General features: G+C 53.4%; 19 protein-coding genes. 7 read left to right on the top strand and 12 right to left on the bottom strand.

The genetic code is table 11. From position 1 onward, the window contains the following. Nucleotides 1-2: 2 nt before the first annotated feature. Nucleotides 3-722: a fatty acid metabolism transcriptional regulator FadR gene (fadR, locus tag AAZT04_RS10375; RefSeq protein ID WP_020827234.1), complete on the bottom strand. Its 720-nt coding sequence runs from the start codon at nucleotides 720-722 to the stop codon at nucleotides 3-5. Nucleotides 723-965: 243 nt separating this feature from the next. Here fadR and nhaB point away from each other — a divergent pair, with 243 nt between their 5' ends. Together nhaB and dsbB are read left to right on the top strand one after the other, a co-directional pair. Further along, nucleotides 966-2537, top strand: coding sequence for a sodium/proton antiporter NhaB (nhaB, locus tag AAZT04_RS10370; RefSeq protein ID WP_434679933.1), 1572 nt, complete (start codon nucleotides 966-968; stop codon nucleotides 2535-2537). Between the two features lie 124 nt (nucleotides 2538-2661). Next, entirely contained in the window at nucleotides 2662-3192 is a 531-nt protein-coding gene (gene dsbB / locus AAZT04_RS10365) for a disulfide bond formation protein DsbB (RefSeq protein ID WP_020827236.1), read from the top strand. A gap of 507 nt (nucleotides 3193-3699) precedes the next feature. Here the strand turns inward: dsbB and AAZT04_RS10360 are convergent. After that, nucleotides 3700-4146: a YcgN family cysteine cluster protein gene (locus tag AAZT04_RS10360; protein ID WP_020827237.1), complete on the bottom strand. Its 447-nt coding sequence runs from the start codon at nucleotides 4144-4146 to the stop codon at nucleotides 3700-3702. Nucleotides 4147-4555: 409 nt separating this feature from the next. On the opposite strand from AAZT04_RS10360, the gene AAZT04_RS10355 reads away from it, so the two are divergent. Further along, nucleotides 4556-4804 (top strand): CsbD family protein, encoded by a 249-nt coding sequence (locus AAZT04_RS10355; RefSeq protein WP_012145476.1) that lies wholly within the window; start codon nucleotides 4556-4558, stop codon nucleotides 4802-4804. A gap of 69 nt (nucleotides 4805-4873) precedes the next feature. Here AAZT04_RS10355 and AAZT04_RS10350 read toward each other — a convergent pair whose 3' ends face one another. The 3 genes from AAZT04_RS10350 to AAZT04_RS10340 all read right to left on the bottom strand — a co-directional run bounded on the left by AAZT04_RS10350 (nucleotide 4874) and on the right by AAZT04_RS10340 (nucleotide 7007). Next, nucleotides 4874-5530, bottom strand: coding sequence for a fumarylacetoacetate hydrolase family protein (locus tag AAZT04_RS10350; RefSeq protein ID WP_044551811.1), 657 nt, complete (start codon nucleotides 5528-5530; stop codon nucleotides 4874-4876). 83 nt (nucleotides 5531-5613) lie between these two features. Then, nucleotides 5614-6678, bottom strand: coding sequence for a lytic murein transglycosylase (locus AAZT04_RS10345; protein WP_048760115.1), 1065 nt, complete (start codon nucleotides 6676-6678; stop codon nucleotides 5614-5616). A 56-nt stretch (nucleotides 6679-6734) separates the two neighbouring features. Further along, the gene (locus AAZT04_RS10340; RefSeq protein WP_020827240.1) at nucleotides 6735-7007 is read right to left on the bottom strand and encodes a YcgL domain-containing protein; all 273 of its coding nucleotides are present in this window, start codon (nucleotides 7005-7007) and stop codon (nucleotides 6735-6737) included. A gap of 136 nt (nucleotides 7008-7143) precedes the next feature. Here AAZT04_RS10340 and minC point away from each other — a divergent pair, with 136 nt between their 5' ends. From minC to minE, 3 genes are read left to right on the top strand one after another with little or no spacing between them, the layout of a single operon-like run. Then, complete coding sequence (gene minC / locus AAZT04_RS10335; protein ID WP_020827241.1) at nucleotides 7144-7845, top strand: septum site-determining protein MinC; 702 nt, start codon at nucleotides 7144-7146, stop codon at nucleotides 7843-7845. Between the two features lie 25 nt (nucleotides 7846-7870). Further along, nucleotides 7871-8683, top strand: coding sequence for a septum site-determining protein MinD (gene minD / locus AAZT04_RS10330; protein WP_020827242.1), 813 nt, complete (start codon nucleotides 7871-7873; stop codon nucleotides 8681-8683). Between the two features lie 3 nt (nucleotides 8684-8686). Continuing rightward, complete coding sequence (minE, locus tag AAZT04_RS10325; protein ID WP_012145482.1) at nucleotides 8687-8956, top strand: cell division topological specificity factor MinE; 270 nt, start codon at nucleotides 8687-8689, stop codon at nucleotides 8954-8956. Nucleotides 8957-9189: 233 nt separating this feature from the next. Here minE and rnd read toward each other — a convergent pair whose 3' ends face one another. From rnd to AAZT04_RS10300, 5 genes are all read right to left on the bottom strand, one after another. After that, nucleotides 9190-10311 (bottom strand): ribonuclease D, encoded by a 1122-nt coding sequence (rnd, locus tag AAZT04_RS10320; RefSeq protein WP_434679927.1) that lies wholly within the window; start codon nucleotides 10309-10311, stop codon nucleotides 9190-9192. A gap of 89 nt (nucleotides 10312-10400) precedes the next feature. Continuing rightward, the gene (gene fadD / locus AAZT04_RS10315) at nucleotides 10401-12089 is read right to left on the bottom strand and encodes a long-chain-fatty-acid--CoA ligase FadD (RefSeq protein WP_048760117.1); all 1689 of its coding nucleotides are present in this window, start codon (nucleotides 12087-12089) and stop codon (nucleotides 10401-10403) included. A 208-nt stretch (nucleotides 12090-12297) separates the two neighbouring features. After that, nucleotides 12298-12888 (bottom strand): Slp family lipoprotein, encoded by a 591-nt coding sequence (locus AAZT04_RS10310; RefSeq protein WP_041415437.1) that lies wholly within the window; start codon nucleotides 12886-12888, stop codon nucleotides 12298-12300. A 101-nt stretch (nucleotides 12889-12989) separates the two neighbouring features. Further along, complete coding sequence (tsaB, locus tag AAZT04_RS10305; RefSeq protein ID WP_041415440.1) at nucleotides 12990-13691, bottom strand: tRNA (adenosine(37)-N6)-threonylcarbamoyltransferase complex dimerization subunit type 1 TsaB; 702 nt, start codon at nucleotides 13689-13691, stop codon at nucleotides 12990-12992. A gap of 80 nt (nucleotides 13692-13771) precedes the next feature. Then, nucleotides 13772-15676, bottom strand: coding sequence for an ATP-dependent DNA helicase (locus AAZT04_RS10300; RefSeq protein WP_434679924.1), 1905 nt, complete (start codon nucleotides 15674-15676; stop codon nucleotides 13772-13774). Between the two features lie 133 nt (nucleotides 15677-15809). Here AAZT04_RS10300 and AAZT04_RS10295 point away from each other — a divergent pair, with 133 nt between their 5' ends. Continuing rightward, nucleotides 15810-16154, top strand: a complete 345-nt coding sequence (locus AAZT04_RS10295; protein ID WP_020827248.1) for a RidA family protein — start codon at nucleotides 15810-15812, stop codon at nucleotides 16152-16154. A 50-nt stretch (nucleotides 16155-16204) separates the two neighbouring features. Here AAZT04_RS10295 and mdtI read toward each other — a convergent pair whose 3' ends face one another. Both mdtI and mdtJ read right to left on the bottom strand, forming a co-directional pair. Continuing rightward, nucleotides 16205-16534: a multidrug/spermidine efflux SMR transporter subunit MdtI gene (gene mdtI, locus AAZT04_RS10290; protein WP_020827249.1), complete on the bottom strand. Its 330-nt coding sequence runs from the start codon at nucleotides 16532-16534 to the stop codon at nucleotides 16205-16207. Continuing rightward, the gene (gene mdtJ, locus AAZT04_RS10285; protein ID WP_046373350.1) at nucleotides 16521-16889 is read right to left on the bottom strand and encodes a multidrug/spermidine efflux SMR transporter subunit MdtJ; all 369 of its coding nucleotides are present in this window, start codon (nucleotides 16887-16889) and stop codon (nucleotides 16521-16523) included. Before mdtJ ends, mdtI begins: the two co-directional genes overlap by 14 nt. Nucleotides 16890-17092: the final 203 nt, after the last annotated feature.

Below are 17092 nucleotides of genomic sequence, written 5' to 3'. Positions count from 1 at the left end.
AACTAACGGCGGGCTTCGGTCAGATCGCTCGGCATGGTGCCTTGCATGCTCTGCCAGATGGCCCCGCTGTCTTTACCGTAGTTACGCACGCAATCCATCACCTGATCGTACGACTTTTCATGGCACAGCGTCGACAGCTTGCTGTAGAAAGTCAGCGCCAGCTTGCGGGACTCCGGATTTGAGAAGTAGTAACGACCGACACGGGTGTACAGGCCTTTGAGGCCGTTGAAGATCAGACCGTAAATCGGGTTGCCGGAAGCGAATGCGAGACCGCGGAAAATTTCGTAGTCCAACAGGTTGAAAGCGTCCGCCTGATCTTCCACCTGAGTCGCTTTCGCCAAGACTTCCTGAGCAGCCTCAGGATGATTACGCACCGCTGCGCGAATAAAGATTGCGGCAATATTGGTACGAACCGACAGCAAGTTGTCGATCAACTGTGGAACACTTTTGTGATCGAGGCGTGCCACCGTCTCAAGAATATTGAGGCCGGATGTTTCCCAGAAATTATTTACTTTGGTCGGTTTGCCATGCTGAATGGTCAGCCAGCCATCACGGGCCAGGCGTTGTAAAACTTCGCGTAACGTGGTGCGCGTAACACCAATCAATTCTGAAAGCTCACGCTCCGCGGGCAAAATAGAGCCAGGAGGGAAGCGATTATTCCAGATACTCTCGATAATGTATTCTTCCGCGAAACCGGCAGGACTCTGCGCCTTTATGACCATGTGTTTGACGTTCCGTAGCAACGATAATCAGTAATAGTAGTCGGCTGATCATACCAGATCGCCTTGGCATGACATAGCGTGAGCGAAAAACATTAAACGAAAGTGTGCATAAAGTGGCAAAAAACGTGCAAAAACACCGCGTCAGAGAAATTTCACGTCGTAAAGCAAGCCCGTATTGCTTCTGCCCCTGCGGCATTGTTAGGGTAATATGTGACAACTTATTTTCAGGACGTGTAACGCATAATGGAAACGACTTTACGCAGTGCCCTGGTGAAAAACTTCCTCGGGCAATCACCTGACTGGTACAAACTGGCCATCCTCATCTTCTTGTTGGTCAATCCGCTGGTTTTCTTCCTGGTCGACCCCTTCATCGCGGGTTGGCTGCTGGTCATCGAATTTATCTTCACGCTGGCGATGGCGCTGAAGTGCTATCCCCTGCTGCCGGGCGGCCTGCTGGCCATTGAGGCGGTATTGTTCGGCATGACCAGCCCCGACCGGGTGGGCGAAGAGATTGCCCATAATCTGGAAGTCCTGCTGTTGCTGATCTTTATGGTGGCCGGCATCTACTTTATGAAGCAGCTACTGCTGTTCGTCTTCACCAAGCTGCTGCTCAATATTCGCTCTAAAATACTGCTGTCTTTAGCCTTCTGTTTTGCGGCGGCATTTTTGTCCGCCTTCCTCGATGCGCTGACGGTGGTTGCGGTAGTCATCAGCGTCGCAACCGGTTTTTATTCGATTTACCACAACGTGGTGTCGAACCCTTCCGGCGGCGCTGCCGACGTCAACGACGACAGCAACCTGGTAAGCGACGATAACAAACAGACGCTGGAGCAGTTCCGCGCCTTTTTGCGCAGTCTGCTGATGCATGCTGGTGTCGGTACAGCCTTGGGCGGTGTGATGACCATGGTGGGCGAACCGCAGAACCTGATTATCGCCAAAAGCGCCGACTGGGGCTTTGTCGACTTCTTCCTGCGCATGGCGCCCGTCACTTTACCGGTATTGATCTGTGGTCTGCTGGTCTGCCTGCTGCTTGAGCGCTTCGGCGTCTTCGGCTACGGAGCAAAACTCCCGGAGCGCGTGCGCGAAGTGCTGACAGAGTTTGACCGCCAGGCGACTGCCGGGCGCAGTAAGCAAGAGCAGGTCAAATTAGTGGTTCAGGCACTTATCGGCGTTTGGCTGATTGTCGCCCTGGCCTTCCATCTGGCGGAGGTTGGCCTGATTGGCCTGTCGGTGATTATCCTCGCCACTTCCCTGTGTGGCGTAACCGATGAGCACGCCATCGGCAAAGCCTTCCAGGAGGCCTTGCCCTTCACCGCCCTGCTGACGGTATTTTTCACCGTGGTGGCGGTGATCATTGAGCAACACCTGTTTACCCCGGTGATTCAATTCGTTTTGCAGGCGGAACCCTCTTCCCAACTTTCGCTGTTTTATCTGTTCAATGGCTTGCTGTCTTCAGTATCCGACAATGTGTTCGTCGGTACGGTTTACATTAATGAAGCGCGCGCCGCATTTGAAAATGGCGCCATTTCCCTGAAGCAGTTTGAAATGTTAGCGGTCGCCATTAATACCGGGACCAATTTGCCGTCGGTCGCCACGCCGAATGGCCAGGCCGCCTTCCTGTTCTTGCTGACCTCCGCACTGGCCCCCCTGGTACGCTTATCCTATGGGCGAATGGTATGGATGGCATTGCCTTATACTGTGGTATTAACCCTGGTTGGTCTGTTGTGCGTACAATTTACCCTGGCGCCCGTGACCGACCTGCTGACCCAGTGGCATTGGCTGACGCTGCCGTCGCTCGAAGCCGCTGCACACTAACCCTGTAAACCCGCTCCGCTGTCAGCGACTATTTTTGTGCTGAATCCGGCTCAGGTGGCTGGCAGCGGGGTTGAATTGGTTTACACTGCCAGTTCAATTGCTTACTGCATGGAAGAATAAATATATGTTGCAATTCTTTAACCGCTGCTCACAGGGGCGCGGTGCTTGGCTGTTGATGGCCCTGACTGCGCTGGCGCTGGAATTAGTCGCACTCTACTTTCAGCACGTAATGCTGCTGCAACCCTGTGTCATGTGCATTTACGAACGCTGCGCGCTGTTTGGCATTCTCGGTGCCTCGCTGCTGGGTGCCATCGCGCCGAAAACGCCGCTGCGTTATGCCGCTATTCTGTTGTGGATTTACAGTGCCTGGGAAGGCCTGCAGCTGGCGTGGAAACACACCATGATCCAACTGCACCCTTCGCCGTTTAATACCTGCGATTTCTTCGTCAGCTTCCCATCCTGGCTGCCGCTGGACAAATGGCTGCCTGCGGTGTTCCACGCCTCAGGTGACTGTTCGGTACGCCAATGGGAATTTTTGACGCTGGAAATGCCGCAGTGGCTGGTTGGCATCTTTGCAGCTTATTTGTTGATTGCTATCGTTGTGCTGCTGGCACAATTTGTCCGCCCACGCCGCCGCGATCTGTTTGGTCGCTGAGCATGACAGCATGAAAAACGGCGCCTCAGGGCGCCGTTTTTCATCGAGTGACTGATGATCTTCAGAGGTAATGCGAGATTAGGTATGTGTAAGGTAATAAACGAGCACTATTAGTGCTCCAGCTATGGCAAACAGGCGTATCATTTTCATTATTTTACTCTCGAAACTTAGCGTGAGAGCGCTCAAACTACCTAACATCAGGTTTAAAAAGAAGCATCTGGGCAGGATTTGACGCGTAATTTACATAACATTAAGTTAGAAGAGTAAAATGTCTTATCTACGAAAGCCTCGCTTCACTTTTCGGTCTTACCTCACAAAAATTCTGGCGCAACGATTTTCCTCGCCACTCACTTCATACAAAAAAATTCATCATAGCGATGCATTATTGCATCGATATTTTGATGAAGTTTTATCAGAGAATCCCTATAATATCCGCAAGTTAATATTTAACGATTTCCCTGGTGTTGTTGTGTGTCTTGCCCCTCATCTTTGCAGGGGCTTTTTTCCTTATCTCGCCCAGCTCGGTTTGTTCAAGATGTGATCCTGCCAGTCCACCACTTCACTTTCCCGCACCGCAATATGTCGTACCGTAATACGCTCACCGTGCATCGCAGCTTTAGAACCGCTGACCAGCGGGTGCCACGCAAACAGCGGCTTGCCTTCACCAATCAAACGGTATGCGCAGGTCGGTGGTAGCCAATCGAAGGTGGTAAGGTTTTCACGCGTCAGTTTGATGCAGTCCTCTTCCAGCTCAAAGCGGCGCTCATAGTTGCGGCACTGGCACGACTTAATATTCAGCTGGTTACAGGCTACGTTGGTGAAATAAATCTCGTCGGTATCTTCGTCGATCAGCTTATTCAGACAGCATTGCCCACAACCGTCGCACAGCGATTCCCACTCTTGTTCTGACATTTCCGCCAGCGTTTTTTGTTGCCAAAAAGGGGTTTGTGACATGTTCGCGTCCGGTATAGGTAAATGAATAGATAACCTGCAAGCAGGTTTTGAGGGTGCACTATATAGATATCCCAGCCAAATGGAAAGGCTGAAAACACAATATAATCATAGCGATAACAATATGTTCGCTTAAAAAAAACGCTATTTAAAACAACGGTATTCAACATTTTCGGCCAGTATTATCAGGCCGTTACCCTTGATGCTTAAAGGGATAAAACACACCAGGCATATCGTCTAATTATACGTACAAAACTCAGGTCTATCATCCTTTCGTTTCCCCCTCATCCATATCCCTGTTCATCATTATTCACGGGTAAGATTCATCTCATAAAGCACATTTTGCCGCCAAGAAGCGCATATCCCTGCTATGTTTAATGTTCGCCTTTTGAATGAAGATAAGGAACCAAGTATGTTTGGGAAAGCAGAAGACAAAGTAAATGAAGCTGCCGGCGCCGTTGAAGAAGCTTTTGGTAAAGCAACGGACTCACCGGATCATCAAGTCAAAGGCGCAGCCCGCAAATATGCCTCTCAGGCCAGTTACGCGGCTCGAGATGCTGCCGATACGGTGCGGACTCAGGTTGAATCTAACCCGCTGGCCGGCGTAGCCATCGCCGCCGCCGTCGGGATTGTTTTCGGTTTCTTACTGGGCCGTAAATAAGCATTTTGACCTATCGTCACCGAAAAAAAAGGCCCTGCGGGGCCTTTTTTATTGCGTTTTACCCAGGTTTCAAATCACGCGTGTGGTCAGTGATTTACCGTTGAGGGTGACTTTCAGCATGTCGCCAGAGCTCATCGGGCCGACGCCCTGCGGCGTGCCGGTAAGGATAATGTCGCCTGCGCGCAACGTGAAAAAGCGGCTCATATAGCTGATCAGCGGCAGGATCGGCGTGATCATGTCGCGAGTATTGCCTTGTTGTCGCACCTGGTCATTGACCGTCAGGGACAGCTCCGCATTTTGCGGATCGCCAAACTCCGCTACCGGTATAAACCCGGATATCGGGCAAGAACCGTCGAAACCCTTGGCTTTTTCCCAAGGCTGCCCCGCCTTCTTGAAGCCCGCCTGCAGTTCCCGCAGCGTCAGATCAAGCGCAACACCGTATCCGGCGATGGCACGCGCCACGCGATCTTCATTAGCCTGCTTTAGCGGCGTACCGATCAGCACAGCCAGCTCCACTTCATGATGTACCGAACCAAACTCTTTGGGGATCGCCACCGGCTGGCGAATATCGCACAGCGCCGTTTCAGGCTTGATAAACACTACCGGCTCTGCCGAGGTTGCACTGCCCATTTCCTTGATGTGATCGGCGTAATTACTGCCGACGCAAACCACTTTATTTACCGGAAAATCAAGTAATGAACCCTGCCAGTCTCTATGTTGATACATACCGCCTCTCCCTACAATCATGTAGGGGCTTAGCATGCTAAGCCCGTTATTCCACGCGCTGGTGGAGGCACCGCAGCCTTTTTCTATTGCCCGATACCGTCAGCCATCATACCCACACCGATCGCAAAATAGTAAGAGCGATTCCAGTGCATAATCGTGCGGAAATTATCATAAACCAGGAATGCACGGCCCTGCATGTCATCCGGTGTGATCAGCCAACTGCGCAGGCTGGAATGCGGCAGCGCTGAACCATCCGGACGCCGCACCCCGCGTTTTTGCCATTCATTGACGCTGTGCGCCTGGCTATCCTTTAGCCCCACAGCCTCGGTGCTGAACCCGGCAGGCAACCTGACCTCTCTGCCCCAACCCACACCACGCTGCCAGCCTTCGCTCGACAGATAGCGGGCCGTAGAGGCAAAGACATCGTCAACGTTGTTCCAGATATCAATGCGGCCATCACCGTCGCCGTCCGCAGCATAGTTAAGGAACGACGTCGGCATAAATTGGCATTGCCCCATGGCACCGGCCCAGGAGCCTTTCAACTGCTCGCGGCTGACATGACCCTGCTCGAGGATTTGCAGCGCCGCCATCAGCTGTTGACTGAAGAACGCCTCGCGTCGCCCTTCAAAAGCCAAGGTGGCGAGCGCAGATATCACATCTTCACGCCCCTGGATTTTGCCGAAGGCGCTTTCCATGCCCCAGAGTGCCACGACATAACGTCCCGGCACGCCGTAGTGCGCGGTGAGCCGCGAAAGCTTAGGATGATACTGCTGATACAGCGCACGGCCTTGTGCGATCTTGGCGGGTGGCAATACGCGTTTGAGGTAGTCGTCCAGCGTGATTTTCTTTTCCGGCTGATTACGGTCAGCCTTGATCACCCGATCGACAAAATGCACGTCGGTGAAAGCACTGTCGACAATCGCCGGGCTGATGCCCTGCGCCAGCGCCTGGCGCTTTAACTGTTCAACGTAGGCCGGGAACTGCGCAGGATCGCGACCCGTTTCAGAGAGTCGGCTCTGAGCCGCAGGAGTAGCTGTGCCCGACGAAGCTTCCGACGCCGATGTGGCCCCTTGCGCCATCGCCTGTTGGCCGACTGTGCATCCTAACGTCAACAGCGTCGATAGCAGGGTTATTGCCGACAATCTCATCACGCGGCTCCTTTATCAGTTTTGAGCGCTTCCAGCCTCTCCTACATCTTCGCAGGTTATTTTTTGTCGCCAGACAAATGCTGGTTTAATAAATTTTCCAACGGCGGGGGGACCTGAAGATAAAACCCTTCTTCTTTCAGGGCTTCTTTCACTTTCTCAATATCCGCCGAGGCTAACTTTTCCCGCCCTTCAAGGGAAAGCACCATTGCCAATTGCGGCGTACCGAAACTTTTCATCAGATCTTCCGGCACACGGGAGAAATCGTCTTTTTTTTCGACATAAAGATAAGTTTGATCGCGTTTAGAACTTCTATAGATCACACAAAGCATGTTTTTAACTCTATTTAATTGGGGCAGCGTCTTGCCTGGATATAACTCTGACTATAACATGCTTATAGTACTTCGGAATATCGCACCCCGATTGGTATTCCGGGGATTTAAAGTTGCTGAGACTGAGTCAGGATAGATGTCACAATCGCCAATTGAGCTAAAAGGCAGCAGTTTTACCCTATCGGTTGTTCATTTGCATAATTCGGAACCCGAGGTAATACGTCAGGCGTTACTGGAAAAAGTAGAGCAAGCGCCCGCTTTTTTGAAAAACGCCCCTGTTGTTATCAACGTTGCAACGCTGAACGGCGACGCAAACTGGAAAGAACTTCAACAGGCTGTCACGGCAGCAGGTCTGCGCGTTGTGGGTATCAGCGGTTGCAGAGATGAGCGGCAGAAACGCGCAATAACCCGTGCCGGGCTGCCGTTGCTGAACGAAGGCAAAGGCCAAAAGATGGCCACACCGGAACCGGCGCCTGCGCCAGCCCCGGTGGTGGATCCCAACGCCCCCGCCAAGACGCGCATCATCAGTACCCCTGTCCGTTCCGGCCAACAAATTTATGCCCGCAACAGCGATCTGATAGTGACCAGCAGCGTTAGCGCCGGCGCTGAATTAATTGCCGATGGCAACATTCACGTCTACGGCATGATGCGCGGTCGTGCGCTGGCCGGTGCATCAGGTGATACACAGTGCCAGATTTTTTGCACGCACCTGGGTGCTGAGCTAGTCTCTATCGCAGGGCAGTACTGGTTGAGCGACCAAATCCCGTCCGACTATGTCGGGCAGGCAGTACGACTCAGCCTGTTGGATAACGCTTTAACCATACAACCTTTAAATTAAGCCCTTTTGACAAGGAATCCATTTCATGGCACGCATTATTGTTGTTACATCGGGTAAAGGGGGCGTTGGCAAGACCACTTCAAGCGCGGCCATCGCTACCGGTTTAGCCCAAAAAGGAAAGAAAACCGTAGTGATCGATTTCGATATCGGCCTGCGTAATCTTGACCTGATCATGGGCTGCGAACGCCGGGTTGTTTACGATTTCGTTAACGTGATTCAGGGTGATGCCACACTGAATCAGGCGTTGATCAAAGACAAGCGCACCGAAAATCTGTTTATCCTGCCAGCTTCGCAAACGCGTGACAAAGACGCGTTAACCCGCGAAGGCGTTGAGAAGATCCTCAACGACCTGGGCGAAATGGATTTTGATTTTGTGGTTTGTGACTCTCCGGCGGGCATCGAAACCGGCGCACTGATGGCGCTGTATTTTGCTGATGAAGCCATCATCACCACCAACCCGGAAGTCTCCTCAGTACGTGACTCTGACCGTATTCTGGGCATTTTGTCTTCCAAATCTCGCCGTGCCGAGAGAGGCGAATCGCCAATCAAGGAACACCTGCTGCTGACCCGCTACAACCCAGGTCGCGTCAGCCGTGGCGACATGCTGAGCATGGAAGACGTGCTGGAAATTCTGCGCATTCCATTGGTCGGCGTTATCCCGGAAGACCAATCCGTACTGCGCGCATCCAACCAGGGTGAACCGGTGATCCTCGACGCCGAGTCGGATGCCGGCAAAGCCTATGACGATACCGTTAGCCGCCTGTTAGGGGAAGAACGCCCCTTCCGCTTCATTGAAGAAGAGAAGAAGGGTTTCCTGAAACGCCTTTTTGGGGGATAAACCATGGCATTACTAGACTTCTTTCTGTCCCGCAAAAAGCAGACAGCCAATATAGCCAAGGAACGGCTGCAGATTATCGTCGCAGAGCGTCGTCGCGGGGACAGTGAGCCCCCGTATCTGCCTGATTTGAAACGCGATATTCTGGCGGTAATTTGCAAATATATTCAAATCGACCCTGAAATGCTGCACGTGCAGTTTGAGCAGAAAGGGGATGATATTTCGGTACTTGAACTCAACGTGACATTACCGGAATCGGAAGAAGTAACTAAATGAGTGTGACGCACTAATTACCCCCTGTATATTTTCTTGCAGGGGGTAACTGTATGCATAACCAGTTATTGAGATAAAAAGCGCCTAATAATCGTTTTTAGCCTTTGGGATTAATCTCAATTAATCTTGCGTCACTGTTGTTTAAAGTAAATGCTGTCGGTAAGTGTTGTTATGGTTATCTCTAATAAATAATCGGAGCAGCGTTTCCTTACCCTGCCCCAAGTTTTACCACTCGATTAATAATCCTTCAAAATAGCCTGCAGTGGCGCCGCCAATAAATCACCGCGCCAACCGCTGATTAATTCTGGCAGACTGTCAGCACCCTTCAATTTCCAATGCCAATTCAGCAATTGGTTAATCTGTCGGCGCGATGCCAGTAATTCACTGCTCAACCCGCTTTGCTCACTGACAATGACGATCGCCGCCTTGATATCCTTGAACACTTTCTTGTAGCTCGGCTGATCGATCAGGTTCGACAGCGGTGCCGGCAGTGCAGCCTCATCCAGCTCATTAGCCTCTGCCACCAGCGCCAACAGCGTTTTACCGTGATAACGAATTTCCGGACCGCTCAGGCCCAGAGAGTCCAATTCCCCCAGTGATGACGGCATATGTCGCGCCACCTGCCAAAGGTTTTCCTCACGTACCACGAAGTTTACCGCCAGATCGCGCTCACGCGCCTGACGCAGGCGCCATTCAGCCAGCTTCTGCAAGCAGCCCAACTGACGCGGACGCAGTTGCCAGGCATTGGTGATTTCACGGTAGGCCAATTCTGGCGCCAGCGTCTCGCTACGGCGTTGGCATAGCAACAGGCATTCATTATTAGCGGCAGCCGTCCAACCGGCCTCTTCAGTTTCCTGAACCAGGCGTTTGGCCATCGGCAGCAGATAGAACACGTCAGCCGCCGCATAGACGCACTGTTTTTCCGTCAGCGGGCGCGCCAGCCAGTCGGTGCGGGCTTCGCTTTTATCCAACTCCACCTGCATATACTCCGCCACCAGGGTCGCAAAACCGCAAGACAGCGGTCGACCGGTGAAGGCCGCCAGAATTTGGGTGTCCACCATCGGGGTCGGCAGCGTTTTGAACGCGTTGAGGAACACTTCCAGATCCTCACTGCCGGCGTGCAGGAACTTCACAATCTGAGTATTACTCAGCAGCTCGATAAACGGCTGCCATTGCTTGATTGGCAGGGGATCAATCAGGGAGAGTTGTTCACCGTCGTATAACTGAATCAGGCCTAACTGCGGATAATAGGTGCGCGTTCTGACAAATTCGGTGTCCAGCGCTATCTGGGCATGCTTTTTCGCCTGCTCGCAGACCTGCTGCAATCCGGCATCGGTAGTGATCAACTGATAATTCAAAACGTCATTCTCTTGGTCGCTTTCATGATTCAAACACAACAACGCCGGCATTCACCGGCGTTGTTGATCTGTAAGGCGTGGATGATAACCTAGGCGGCATCGGCCGCTGCAGGTTTTTTCTGCTCATCACGCAGTTCTCGCCGCAAAATTTTACCGACGTTAGACTTCGGCAACTCATCACGGAACTCAACAATTTTAGGCACTTTATACCCGGTAAGCTGCCGACGACAATGGGTCAACAGCTCTTCTTTGGTCAGCGAAGCGTCTTTCTTCACCACGCAAATTTTAACCGTCTCACCGGTTACCTCATTCGGCACGCCAATCGCCGCGCATTCCAACACTTTCGGATGCTGACTGACCACGTCTTCAATCTCGTTCGGGTATACGTTAAACCCGGAAACCAGGATCATGTCCTTCTTCCGGTCGACGACGCGGACAAAGCCCATCTCGTCCACTGTAACGATATCGCCGGTCGCGAGCCAGCCATCTTTCAATACTTCATCGGTGGCATCCGGCCGCTGCCAGTAGCCTAACATAACTTGCGGTCCTTTGACCCACAGTTCACCCGGCTCACCAACCGGCACGTCCTGACCGTTATCGTCCACCAGCCGAATATCCGTCGAGGGTACAGGCAAACCGATACTGCCGCTGTAGTGTTTCAGATCGTAAGGGTTACCGGAGACCAGCGGCGCACATTCCGTCAGGCCGTATCCTTCCAGCAAGTGCTTACCGGTGGTTTTCTCCCACTTGTCCGCCACCGATTTCTGTACTGACATGCCGCCGCCGACGGAAAAACGCAGCGTGGAGAAATCCAGCTTGTGGAAGTCCTCGTTGTTCAATAGCGCATTGAACAGGGTGTTCACCCCACTCATGGCGGTGAACGGATATTTACCCAGCTCTTTCACCAGCCCCGGAATGTCGCGTGGGTTGGTGATCAGCAAATTGCGCCCACCCAAATCGATAAACAGCAGGCAGTTCACCGTCAGCGCGAAAATGTGATACAGCGGCAGCGCCGTTACCACCAACTCTTGCCCTTCACGAAACAGCGGCAAATAGGCAGCTTTAGCCTGCTCCAGGTTGGCCTGCATATTACGGTGTGTCAGCATCGCGCCTTTGGCCACGCCGGTAGTCCCACCGGTATACTGCAGGAACGCCAGATCGGTGTTGATAATATCGGGTTTAACATACTGTTGGCGACGCCCGCGCTGGAGCGCACTGCGAAAAGAAACCGCCGCCGGCAGATGATATTTCGGCACCAGCCGCTTGATGTATTTGACGACGAAGTTAACCAGCGTGCCTTTGGCGGCGGAGAGCTGATCGCCCATACGCGTCAGGATCACATGCTTGACCTGGGTGTTGAACACCACTTTTTCCAGCGTGTGAGCAAAGTTGGAGACGATCACGATGGCACTTGCGCCACTGTCGTTCAGTTGATGTTCCAATTCACGTGGCGTATACAGCGGGTTAACGTTCACCACCACCATACCCGCACGTAAGATACCAAACAGCGCGATGGGATACTGCAACAGGTTCGGCATCATCAGAGCAACGCGGTCGCCTTTCTGCAGCCCCAGCTCATTTTGCAGGTAAGCCGCGAAAGCCCGACTACGTTCTTCCAGCTTGCGGTAGGTCATCACCTCCCCCATGTTAATGAAAGCCGGTTGATCTGCGTAGCGCTGAACCGCATTTTCAAACATTTCGACCAAAGATGAATAACGATCGGCGTCGATCTCTGCCGGAACATCCGCCGGGTAACGTTTTAACCAGACCTTATCCAAGGTATTACTCCTGAAATTATTATTCATTATCATCATCGCAGCCCCCAAATATGCAGCCAAACCATAACAATATTTTAACTCAGCAGACCAGTTTGAGTTTTAAACAATATTCAGGTTGCGATGTACGTCACTAATTGGCGGTCATTCCCTACGCCAAAAGAATAAGGCGGCCGGAGCCGCCCTATTAAAATTTAACAACAAGCAAGCATTACTCGGTAACGATGGTTTGCACCTGCACTGGGCCAGGGTTGTACCAGCCATACCCCACGCCCCAACCGGGGCCCCAGGTACCGCTACGCCAGCCCCAGGGGCCCATCGGCGCCGGTGGCATCATCACCTGCTGAGACAGATGCCAGCGTTTGTAACCAGTGGCATTCATGGTAACAAACTTGTACGGTGTCATGCCGATCTTGCCGTCTTTCACGCCGGTGATTGGCCCAACTACCGTCACTAACTGGCCCTTAAAATCAACCGGTTCCAGGAAGCCATTAACCGAGGCTATCAGACGACCCCGTGACGGCTCACCCAATATCGGCCGGGCGCCGGAATCGAGCGGCACGGCCGCAATTTCCAGTAACGTGCGCCCCTGCTCATTGGCAACGTTCACAACGGTACCGCCAAAGCGAGCTTCAGCCCCGACAAACAGGTTCGGCGCATTCTGTACCGAAGACAGCTGCTGCACCGGCGTTGCCGTGCTGCCTTTAATCGCATCAGGCACGGTTACGCAACCTGACAGCGCCAGCACGCTGCCGGCAATAGCCAGCAGCGACATTTTTTTACAAACAGTGCGGGTTAACATCGTCGCAATCTCCTGAAATGGCTGTAACTTTGACATCAATTCACGGAGCAAGTTGCAGATCATTCCTATCCCTATTGCCGCCAAAGCACAATAGGTTGCGGCTATTCGCGGCCCGGCAATTTTTTCCAGGTGACTTCATTACGCAAATAGGTCGGCTCGGCATTTTCTACCGCCACCGCCAAACCCTGTTGCCAGGCATGCAGCGCCAACGGCAGCATATCTTCCGCCTGCGGTAACAACATTTGCCCATCGCTCAGGGTTAACGTGGAACCGGCAACCAAATCCGGATAGGTTTGCCAGCCGGTGCCGACATGCGCCCAGTGGCCTTGCAGACCTTGCGCGCGCACCAGCGCCTGCGCCGGGGTAAGTACCGCTTCACCTTCACTTTCAAGCCAGTTACCGTCCTGCTGACGTTCAAACTGACCCCAGTAGACTTCGCCCATACGCGCATCTATCGCCGACAGCACACGGTCAGCCCCGGTGAGTCGCCAGGCGCCCTGCGCCATGGTTTGCAGCGTGGAAACGCCCAGCAAGGGCAAGTCGGCGCCCAGCGCCAAGCCCTGAGCAATGCCAATGCCGATACGCACGCCGGTAAAGCTGCCCGGCCCGCGGCCAAAAGCTAGCGCATCGAGCTGGCCAAGGGTGACCCCGGATTCCGCCAGCACCTGCTGCACCATAGGTAAAATACGTTGCGTATGCTCACGTGGGCACAGCTCAAAGAGGGCGTGGATTTCGCCTTGATTCCAGATAGCAACGGAACAGGCTTCCGTCGCTGTATCGATCGCTAAAATTCGCGTGGACATGCCAACCTCAGGCGGGAAAAAAACAGGGTTTTTCATACAGGGCGCGCATTGTAGCACAGCCCTGGGGTCACGCCTATCCGCTAGCGATCTGCCTGCAGGAAGGCAACCGCCTGGGCGATATCGCGGGTACGCGGCGTCGGCGGCAGGCTATTGAGGAAAACTTCGCCATAGGGGCGCATCACCAACCGATTGTCGCAAATCACCAGCACGCCGCGATCGTCGGTATCGCGGATCAGGCGTCCAACCCCCTGTTTCAGGGTAATGACCGCGTCCGGAAGTTGCACATCGTTGAATGGGTCGCCGCCACGTAACCGGCAGTCTTCAATCCGGGCTTTCAACAACGGATCATCGGGTGAGGTAAACGGCAGTTTGTCGATAATCACGCACGACAATGCATCGCCGCGTACATCTACCCCCTCCCAGAAGCTGCTGGTCGCCACCAACAGGGCATTGCCTGCTTCGACAAACTGAGCCAGCAACTGCCCCTTGCTGGTTTCCCCCTGCAACAGCACCGGCAAGGTCATGGTGGCACGGAACTCTTCCGCCAATTCCCGCATCATCTGGTGCGAAGTACAAAGGAAGAAGCAGCGGCCGTTATTGGCTTCAATCAGCGGCCGTAGCATGCGTGCCAATTGCCGCGCGCCGCCAGGCTGGTTTGGTGAGGGTAAAAAGCGCGGTACGCACAGCAAGGCCTGTTTGGCGTAATCGAATGGGCTGGCCAGCAGCAGCGTTTTGGCCTTATTCAACCCCAGACGCTCGGTAAAGTGGCCCATCTGCTCGTTAACCGACAGCGTTGCCGAGGTGAAAATCCAACTGCCCGGTTTTTCATCCAGCAACTCACGGAAACGATCGGCCACCGTCAGCGGCGTCAACGCCAGTACAAAGTGACGCGAGTTGCACTCATACCAATAGCTGAACCCCGGTTCATTGACCTCTTTCAAGCGTTTGAGACGGGCACGATATAACGTAGCGCGTTCAAAAGCCGCGTCCAACAAGGCCGAACGGCCAAGGGAAAGTTTGACCACGTCATAACACAGCTCCAGCGCATCATCGAGCAGCAGCAAGGCGCGTTGTACATTGGGCTGGCTCAGCACCTCACGCAGGTTGCCGCGAAAGCCTGGTTCTCCCAGCATCAAACGAAAATCCTGCGTGCTTTGGCTGAGGCGGTCGGCGCTTTTTTGCAGTTGTGCGGCATCGCGCACTTCGGTGCGATAGGCAATGGAAATGTCTTTGGCCAGGTCCAGCAGTTGACGGCTGGTCAGTTGCTTACCGAAATATTGGCTGGCGATATCGGGGATCTGATGCGCTTCATCGAAGATCATCACATCGGCCTCAGGGATCAGTTCGGCAAAGCCGCCCTCCTTCACCACCATATCGGCCAGGAACAGATGGTGGTTCACCACCACCACATCGGCATCCATGGCGCGACGACGCGCTTTGACCACAAAGCAATCTTTATACAAAGGGCAATCGCTGCCCAGGCAGTTGTCGTTAGTGCTGGTCACCAGCGGCCAAACAAAGCTGTCTTCCGCCACGTCGCTGCAACTGCTGATGTCGCCCTCTTTGGTCATGGACGACCATTTGCGCAGATGGACCAGATCGATCAGCGTTTGCCCGGCCAACTCGCCGCCCGCCATCGACTGTTGCTCCAGACGTTCCAGACACAGGTAATTGGAGCGCCCTTTCAGCAGCGCCATCTTGCCTTTGTACTTCAGTGCCTTGGCCACGGTGGGCAAATCGCGTGCATAAAGCTGATCCTGCAACGCTTTTGACCCGGTGGAAATAATCACTTTGCGATCGGCCCGCAGTGCCGGCACCAGATAGGCGTAGGTTTTGCCGGTACCGGTGCCCGCTTCGACCACCAGTTCCTGCTTGAAATTAATGGATTCGGTGACCGCTTCCGCCATCTGCCGCTGTGCTTCACGCGGTTTGAAACCCTTGATTGCCTGCGCCAGGGCGCCGTCTGTTGCGAAATCGTCTGCCACGCTATCTCTCTGCCGATGTAATTCAGCGCTAATTATGCCTATCCTGCCGCGTGGCTACCACCGACTTTATCGTCACACATTTCTGCCGATGGCTGTGTTACCCTTAACGCGATGATGATATGGAGATAATTGAATGAATATCGAACGAATTGATCCAGACAAACGTTGGTCCGAAGCCGTCGTTCACAACGACACCGTCTATTACACCAGCGTGCCGGAAAACCTGGATGATGACGCTACCGCCCAGACCGCGAACGCCCTGGCAGCAATTGACGTGATCCTGGCGCGCGTTGGGTCAGATAAAAGCCGGGTGCTGGACGCCACCATTTTTCTGGCCGACGATGCCGATTTTGCTGCCATGAACGCCGCCTGGGATGCCTGGGTAGTTGCGGGTAGCGCGCCGGTACGCTGCACCGTGCAGGCCAAATTGATGAATCCGAAGTACAAGGTCGAAATCAAAATTATTGCTGCGGTATAAACGAAAAAACCGCAGACGATAACGCCTGCGGTTTTATTTTTATCTGCTGCTTAAGCCAGCTTGATGATCACCATACCTGCCAGCAACAACACCAAACCAATCCAGCCTTTGGCATTCAGGCGCTGACCGAACAGGATCCAGCCGGCGGCGATTGTCGCGGCAATACCGAAACCACCCCACAATGCATAAGCCACCGACAGGTCTATCCCCTTCACCGCCTGTGCCAGAGCACTGAACGCCCCCAGCACCGACAGCAATGAAAGCAGGCCTAACCAGATTTTACGGAAACCGTCTGACATCTTCAGGAAGATGTTGGCGACAATTTCCAACACAATCGCCAGTCCCAAGAACCCAATGTGGTACAACTCAAGCTGTTGCATGGTTGTCACCTCGCGGGCTGGCCTGTTTTCGTGGTTTGCGGGTACCGGACTTCACCAACAAGATCCCGGCGATCAACGTCACCAGACCCAGCACCTTCAAGGCCGAGATCGGCTCATCGAACCACAATACGCTGAACAAGGTAATAAACAGGATACCGATCCCTTCCCACAGCGCGTAAGCAACGCCAAGGGCAACGCGTTTAATCGCCAATGACAGCATGACGTATGATGCAGTGATCATCACATACATCACAATATGACCGGTCATGCCGCCGCTAACGCTGGCGTATTTCATCGACAGGGTACCGATAATTTCGGCCACGATGGCCAAGCCTAAAAAGATCCAATAAATCATAATTTCTCTCCCAAACGGCGAATAACGCACGCTAAGGCATATTTATCCCGATTTATCTCGTCAGACAGGCGCAACGAGGCGCTGACGACGCAGAGATCCCTGGGGATAAACTGACCCAAACGTAATAAAGAAGTTTGCCCGGCTACGCGGAATGACGGAGGACTGAGCCTGTCACCAGCACCGGTTAAGGGAGAAAGACGCTA

This window comes from Serratia sp. Je.1.23.a, assembly GCF_051129805.1.
In the GTDB taxonomy this organism is placed as follows: Bacteria; Pseudomonadota; Gammaproteobacteria; order Enterobacterales; family Enterobacteriaceae; genus Serratia; species Serratia liquefaciens.
The sequence above is the reverse complement of the archived record's forward strand: the minus strand, read 5'-3'. Positions and strand labels throughout refer to the sequence as shown.